The 7518-nt window shown below is 51.4% G+C and carries 5 protein-coding genes; 3 read left to right on the plus strand and 2 right to left on the minus strand.

Going from position 1 to position 7518, the window contains the following annotated elements:
- Positions 1–73: 73 nt before the first annotated feature.
- Together QET40_RS03505 and QET40_RS03510 are read right to left on the minus strand one after the other, a co-directional pair.
- Positions 74–1246 (minus strand): aminotransferase class I/II-fold pyridoxal phosphate-dependent enzyme, encoded by a 1173-nt coding sequence (locus QET40_RS03505; protein ID WP_280125794.1) that lies wholly within the window; start codon positions 1244–1246, stop codon positions 74–76.
- 21 nt (positions 1247–1267) lie between these two features.
- Entirely contained in the window at positions 1268–1753 is a 486-nt protein-coding gene (locus QET40_RS03510; RefSeq protein WP_280125795.1) for an Lrp/AsnC family transcriptional regulator, read from the minus strand.
- Between the two features lie 291 nt (positions 1754–2044).
- Here QET40_RS03510 and QET40_RS03515 point away from each other — a divergent pair, with 291 nt between their 5' ends.
- From QET40_RS03515 to QET40_RS03525, 3 genes are all read left to right on the plus strand, one after another.
- The gene (locus QET40_RS03515; protein ID WP_280125796.1) at positions 2045–5554 is read left to right on the plus strand and encodes a DEAD/DEAH box helicase; all 3510 of its coding nucleotides are present in this window, start codon (positions 2045–2047) and stop codon (positions 5552–5554) included.
- Between the two features lie 301 nt (positions 5555–5855).
- Positions 5856–7163 (plus strand): GTPase HflX, encoded by a 1308-nt coding sequence (hflX, locus tag QET40_RS03520; RefSeq protein ID WP_280125797.1) that lies wholly within the window; start codon positions 5856–5858, stop codon positions 7161–7163.
- 157 nt (positions 7164–7320) lie between these two features.
- Positions 7321–7518 (plus strand): hypothetical protein (locus tag QET40_RS03525; RefSeq protein ID WP_280125798.1); only part of this gene is annotated, 198 nt, incomplete at its 3' end.

Consider the following 7518-nt stretch of genomic DNA (forward strand, 5'->3'; position numbering starts at 1 on the left):
AGATGGGTAGAGAGGGAAGAGCCCCCTCCGGATACCGGCAAGGACAACCGGAGGGGGACGTGTTGTGGGATTCTTAGGATTTTAGATCCTTGATGAAGCTTTCCATGCGGTTGCATGCTTCCTTGATTTGCTCGAAGGCCGTGGCGTAGCAACAGCGCAGATAGCCTTCTCCACTTGGTCCGAAAGCATCTCCGGGAACGGCTGCTACCTGGTGTTCCATCAGGAGGCGGGTGGCGAATTCCTTGCTGCTGAATCCGAATTTGGAAATGTCCGGGAATACGTAGAAAGCGCCGCCCGGCATGTGGCAGTCGATACCCATGTCGTTGAGCCGATTGACAAGGTAGTCGCGCCTCTGGTGGTAGCTGTCCCTCATTTTAAGCATGGCGTCCGTACCGTGGGAGAGTGCTTCGATGGCTGCTTCCTGGGAACTGATCGGCGCACAGAGCATGGAATACTGGTGGATTTTCATCATTGCAGAGATGATGGGTTCCGGTCCACAAGCGTATCCGAGGCGGAAACCGGTCATGGCGAATGCCTTGGAGAATCCGTGCAGAAGAACGGTGCGTTCCTGCATGCCGGGCAGGGAGGCGATAGTGACGTGGGGAATGCCGTCGTAACGGAGTTCACTGTAGATTTCGTCGGTCAAGACAATGAGATCGTGCTTGATGCAGATGCGTGCGATGGCTTCCAGCGTTTCTACCGGAGCAACGGCTCCTGTCGGGTTCGTCGGAAAATTCAGCATTAACGCTTTTGTCCTGGGGCCGATAGCGGCTTCCAGTGCTTCTGGATTGAGTGCGAAAAGGTCGGCCTTGGTCGTAGGAACGGCTTTGGCCGTACCGTGCGCCATGGTGACGCTGGGGGAGTAGGATACGTAGCAGGGCTCGTGGTAGAGGACTTCGTCTCCGGGATTGAGGATGGCTCTCAAGGCAAGATCCAGGGCCTCGCTGACACCGACGGTGACGAGAACTTCGTGGAGGGGATCGTAGGAGACGTGAAAAAAGTTTTCGACGTATTGGACAATCTTTTTGCGGAGGCTTTCCAACCCGTAGTTGGATGTGTAAGTGGTGTGCCCTTTTTCCAGAGAGTAGATAGCGGCTTCGCGGATGTGCCAGGGGGTAACGAAATCAGGTTCGCCGACGCCCAGGGAGATGATGTCCTTGCGGCCGGTGACAAGATCGAAAAATTCCCGGATCCCCGAACGGGGAATATCGGCAATTTGGTTAGCTATTTTTGATGACCAGTCCATTGTGTTGATCGGTGGTCGGAATTACGGGGAGACGATCAGGCGGTTGTCTTCCGCAGGAGCCTCGAAGATAAATCCGTTTTTCTTGTAAGTTTTAAGGTGGAAGTGAGTAGCCGTGGAAAGCACCCCTTCCAATGTGGAAAGCTTGCCGGAAACGAAATTGGCAATATCGCGCATGCTCTTGCCCTCAACTATGACTAGCAGGTCGAAGCCGCCGCTGGCCAGATAGCAGGAGGACACTTCGTCAAACCGCGCGATGCGCGTGGCCAGATGGTCGAAGCCTCCTTCTCGTTCGGGAGTTACTTTCACTTCAATAAAGGCGGTGACGCCGGCGTCGTGAAAATCCTCATCGTTGACAATGGCTTGGTAGCCAAGGATACGGTGTTCCTGTTCCAAGTCCTGCCTCAGGGCAGTTACTTCGCTGGCGCTCATGTTGAGGCGTTCTGCCAGTTCGGTGTCGCTCAGGCGGGCATTGGTGGAAAGAAGCTGTAATAAGGATGCTGCAGACATAGGGTTACCCGTATAGAAGGGGGGGTGTTCCTGCGTCTGTCAAGCCGGAAGAGGCGCATCGTCCGTGAATTTGAACGGAAATATTTCACGAAAAATGGGAGACATCCCATTTCGGTAACTGCCTGGCAGTGTCATCCCTCTTCTGGTGAACTGAGTTTCTATCTCATATTTTTTTCAGAGAAATGTTGAAAGCTGGCAGATTATGTGCTACTATGCCAAACATAAAATGTATGTCCATGGGACTACTGTCTTTATGTGTAAACAACTTCCCAATATATTACTGCAATGAGCATGGCTCTTAATCCAGACCGCGCGACGCTCAATTTCCTGAATGCATTCCCAGAGGATGTGCGGGCGCGTGGCGAAAAATTACAGAAAGATGGCGCCGTAACGCAAATTTTCGGAAACCATCTCTTTATTCAAGGCCGCGTGGAGGATGAACATGGAATCCACCGTGTAAGCCTTCGTTTGCAGGGGAACCGTTGGTTCGGATCCTGCTCGACGGACGATGCTTCCGTAGCGGGAGCGGCGATGTATGCGACGATGATGGAGCGTATGTACCGCGGTCAGGATCTCCCCGAATCCCCAAATGAACTTAACGATGTTCCTCTTCTGGATATTCTCGAAGAGAAGCTGAAACGCGAACTGGATGACAAGGAAGCCGAATATGTCACCAAGCTCGAAAAGCGCTACCGCCGGTTCGCCATTGAGCAGGAAATCCATGATCACGACATGGTGCGTCTGAATCCCCGCTGGGAAATTACGACTTACGAACCGTTGGAACTCTGGCCGGTGCCTCCTACCAACATTCTGGAATTCTGGAACTACATCGCCTATGCATTCAGTAAGAGGCGGCTTCCGTTCCCGAGTTTCATGGAAGCCGTGACAAATCTGGAAAAGGTGCAGAGTAAAATCCATGCCTGGGAACGTGATCGCGAAGTTGGAATTTGGTATGATCGTATCCAATCCATTAACGAACGCCCGCCGCAGCCTCCGCGTGAAGATTTCTACATGCGCCTTGTCTCGACGATTAACGAAGGGCATTTCGAGTACCGCTACAATTTGAAACAGGAATGGATTCCTCTCCGTGAAAAATCGGACATGGATCATATCGTCGACGCGTATCAGCGTGCCGCCCTGAAAATGGATGTTCAGTCGGAATTGCTGCTGAAGATGCTGATTGAGTATGTGGAGCAGGAAGGTTCCCTCGTACTGGATTTGGATTTGGAATCGGCCTGTGGCCTGATGAACAGGCTTTTCCATCAAAGCGCCCTGAAAGGGTATCTCGTCAATCTGGATGAAAATTACTTCAAGGTTGTGACGGAGCCTCTCCAGTGGGTATGCCATGACGATCCGATTAATCCGGATTGTTTTGCTTTGCAACTGGTGACGTCCGGCGGAATCAATGTATCTCACTCCGTCCGTCAGCTTCCGGGGCTTCAGGAGTTGTACCAATCGGACGAAACTGTTTTCCCCGGTCCTCCCCGATGGTTGGAAACCACGGAAGTAGAACCGCGTTATTCTATCCCCAAACAGGTGATCGACAGTCTCGAAGGGGTTGAATTTCTCCGGAAAATCGGAGCTTCCCTGCCACAGAGCATGGAAGAACGCGTGGTCGACATTGAGATGATGGGAAGCTTCAAGATGAAGATTGTCCGCGGGTTGACATCGGCAGAAACGGAACATGTCCTTTGCGAAGTGACGGCGTCCGACAATCTGGGACGTCGTGTCGAAAAAATGGGCAAGGACGGTTGGGAGGTCACCCACCAGGAACCGATGAGAGACAAGGTGCTTCTTCGTTTCATCCGGGAACATCTTTATTCCATTCCTGGTCTTCTGGAGGAAATGGGCTTCTCTTACGATCCTCAGGTGGATGCCTTCAAAGCTCGTGTAACCAAGCAGTTCCCGGAAAAATTTGCCGAATGGGCCAAAGTGCTTCCCTCGGATCTTACCGTGGAAATGGATGAAAAGCTCAAGACTCTGCTGGCTGATCCGGTGGCGGCTGCGATTCGCTTTGAAGTCGTCAATCAGGAAATTGACTGGTTTGATCTTCGTATTGTTATTGACGTAGAAGGAGTTGAATTATCCAAGGAACAGATTAGAGCTCTTGTTGCCGCTCGCGGCGGCTATGTTCGTATGGATGATGGGGGATGGATGCGTCTGGAAATCAAGCTGGATAACGACCAGCGCGATGCAGTGACTCGTCTTGGTCTGGATCCTTTCGATCTTTCCGGAGAAACCCACCGCATGCATGCCATGCAGCTGGCCGATCCGAAGGCGGCGGAAGTGTTTGATCCCCGTGCCTGGAAGCGAATCAAAGACCGTACTGCCGAGATTAAAATCGATGTGAAGCCTGATGTCCCCTCTGAACTTCAGGCAACCTTGCGTCCTTATCAGGTGGAAGGGTTCCAATTCCTGGCCTATTTGGCAACCAACGGCTTCGGTGGTATTCTTGCTGACGACATGGGCTTGGGTAAGACGATTCAGTCGATTGCTTATATCCTGTGGCTGCGTCATGACTTTGTCGACAGGCAGAAGGGACGTAAAAAAGTTAAATTGCCACCTGTTTTGATTGTTTGCCCGAAATCAGTGCTAGATGTGTGGGCGGGTGAAGCGCAGAAGTTTGCTCCGAATATTCGCGTCCTTGTGATTCGTAGCAAGGATCAGGCTGTGGTGGATGACATTCTTGCCAACTACGACATGGTTGTTGTCAACTACGCTCAGTTGCGCGTATGCGGGGAAAATCTCAATTCCATCAAGTGGCTTACCGTGATTCTTGACGAAGGCCAGCAGATTAAGAATCCCGACTCCAAGGCTGCCAAGGCTGCCAGGGAAATCACGTCGTACAATCGCTTGGTTCTTTCCGGCACGCCGATTGAAAACCGCCTGCTTGACATGTGGTCTCTTATGGCCTTCTCCATGCCGGGAGTTCTCGGATCTCGCGCTTACTTCAAGAAACGTTTTGACAAACGCAAGGATCCGCAAAGCCAGACTCGTCTGGCGGCACGCTTGAAGCCTTTCCTCTTGCGTCGTACCAAATCCCAGGTTGCCCGAGATCTTCCGCCGAGAACGGAAGAAGAAGTGTTTGCCAAGATGGAAGGTATCCAGAACCAGCTCTACAAGGCGGAATTGCGCCGAATTCAGAAGGCCTTGCTGGGAATAGACTCCGATGAATCGGTTAAAAAGAACAGTTTTGCCATTCTCCAGGGATTAATGCGCCTTCGTCAGATTTGCTGCCATCCGGGCTTGATAGATGCCAAGTATGCCAAGGAAGAGAGCGCCAAACTCAACGCTCTTTTCTACCTGCTGGATCAGTTGCGTGAGGAAGGGCACAAGGTGCTTGTGTTCTCCCAGTTCGTTTCCATGCTGGAAATCATCAAGAACAGGCTCGAATCCGAAGCGCGTCCTCTCAACTATCTTACCGGTCAGACTAAGGACCGAAAGGGAGAAATCGAACGCTTCCAGACTTCCAAGGAACCTTCCGTTTTCCTCCTATCCCTCAAGGCTGGCGGTGCCGGTTTGAACCTGACTTCCGCGTCCTATGTTGTCCTGTACGATCCGTGGTGGAATCCCGCCGTGGAAAGTCAGGCTATCGACCGTACGCACCGAATCGGCCAGAAGAACAAGGTTATCGCCTACCGGCTTTTGACGAAGGATTCCGTTGAAGAGAAGATCCGTATTCTCCAGCACCAGAAGAACCAGCTTGTTGCCAACGTCCTGGGAGACGAAGGATTTGCTTCTACTCTGGGTATAGACGACCTCAACTTCATTCTTAACCACGGGGACGAAGAAGAAGGTTAAGCCTTGCGCTCTGCGAACGAACGTTGAGTTTCCTCCTAAGGGCCGGACCGGAGAAATGCCGGACCGGCCCTGTCTTTTATTTCCATGGGTGGATGGCTTGCTTTTTGCTTGCTTGAAAGCCGGTTGCAGGAGCAAATGGAAATAATGAAACTGACATCTTTACTGATCGCTTCCCTGGGGATTGCTCTGCTGAGCTCCTGTTCTTGCAACTGTAATAAAATCAACAAAGATCTTTTGAACGATTATAAGCCTACATCAACCCAGAAGTTCCAGTAAGGAGTGAACTTCGCCAGGAGTATGCATGTTTGAAATTAGAGAAAAACCGCAGAAAGTGGAACGAGCATTGCTTGTTTCCATTTATTTCAACGAGAAGGATTTGCCTGAAACTCGGGCAATGCTGGAAGAATTGGACGATCTTGTTTCCAATCTGGATATTCAGGTCGTTGGCAAGGAGCTTGTCCGTTCACGGGAAATCCATGCCAAGTTTTTATGTGGTACAGGCAAGGCTCAGGAAATCTGTGATCTGGCTCATTCCCTTGACGTGGACTGTGTAGTTTTCGACAATATGCTGGCTCCGTCCCAGCAACGCGAATGGGAACGCCTCATCGACGTATGCGTTATCGACCGTGAAGAAGTGATTCTTGATATCTTTGCCCAGCGTGCCCGCACTCGCGAAGCGACCCTGCAGGTAGATTTGGCAAGGATGCAATATTCCCTGCCAAGAATGGCTCGCATGTGGGCGCATCTGGACAGACAGGGCGGTGGCTCCGGCGGAGGAAAGGGGGGCTCTGGCGCTGCTCGCGGCGAAGGTGAAAAGCAGATCGAAGTAGATCGTCGGCTGGCTCGTTCCCGTATTGAGGCTATTCAAAAGGAACTGGAAGATGTCAGACGCCAGCGTGCAACCCAGCGCAAGGATCGCGAACGACAGGGGATGCCGACGGCTGCCATTGTGGGTTACACCAATGCGGGCAAGTCTTCCTTGCTCAGTTTTGTATCCGGAGCGGACGTTATGGCGAAGGATATGCTCTTTGCAACGCTGGATACGACGACCAGAAAGATATCGCTGCCTGATGGGCAAGCTCTTTTGCTGACCGATACAGTCGGATTTATCCGCAATCTTCCCCATCGGCTGGTGGAAGCCTTCAAATCGACTCTGGAAGAAGCCGTTTTGGCGGATTTCCTGATTCAGGTGGTCGATGTATCCGATCCGGATGCTTACCGGCATTTTGAGACGACTCTTGAGGTTCTTGCCGAGCTGGGTGCTGTGGACAAACCTATGGTTGTCGTGTTCAACAAACTGGACAAGCTGGAGGAATCCGTCCGTTGCGAAACCGCAGAAACTCTGGCCCGGAAAATGCAGATGCCTACGGTATCCATGTCCGTACGTGAATCCTGGGGAATGGATGACTTCATGGAGGCATGTGTGGAAATGCTTTCCCATCGCGTTCATACCTCCATTTATAAAATTCCTCAATACCGTAGTGATCTTGTGGCGGTTATGCATCGTGAAGGCAAGGTCCTAAGTACGGAATACGAGGAGAACGACATCATCGTCCAGGCCATTTTGCCGAGAGCTCTGGATAGTAAACTGGATGACTGGAAGGTTTAATAAATATTGATAATCAATGGATAAAAAGGGGGGCGGATGCCTCTCCCTTTTTTGTATGCGAGTTGCCTGTTCATGATCGTCCTGAATCGTATAAACGGTAGAGTTGTTGGAGAAAAATAATTTTTTTATATCTGATTGATATCGAGAGTATTTTGCGGTGATTGAAGATTTGGTGGAGAAAAAACTTTCAAAAGATGTTGACGTTTTCCGGGATTCATGTAGATTTCTCGGCACCCCAACCGAGGGGATCACGCCGAAAGGGCAGACCCGCAACGACCCGGAGCTTGAAGAAAGCGAGAGGGACGGAGGGCTGGCCGGCCGGGTGAGAGCGAAGGAAAAGGTTCCGAAAAAGGGG

This window comes from Akkermansia sp. N21169 (genome assembly GCF_029854675.1).
In the GTDB taxonomy this organism is placed as follows: domain Bacteria; phylum Verrucomicrobiota; class Verrucomicrobiia; order Verrucomicrobiales; family Akkermansiaceae; genus Akkermansia.

Excerpts from the sequence above, each read along its gene's own strand:
- QET40_RS03505 (WP_280125794.1), bottom strand. The coding sequence starts at position 1,246 with ATGGACTGGTCATCAAAAATAGCTAACCAAATTGCCGATATTCCCCGT.
- QET40_RS03510 (WP_280125795.1), bottom strand. The coding sequence starts at position 1,753 with ATGTCTGCAGCATCCTTATTACAGCTTCTTTCCACCAATGCCCGCCTG.
- QET40_RS03515 (WP_280125796.1), top strand. The coding sequence starts at position 2,045 with ATGGCTCTTAATCCAGACCGCGCGACGCTCAATTTCCTGAATGCATTC.
- hflX (WP_280125797.1), top strand. The coding sequence starts at position 5,856 with ATGTTTGAAATTAGAGAAAAACCGCAGAAAGTGGAACGAGCATTGCTT.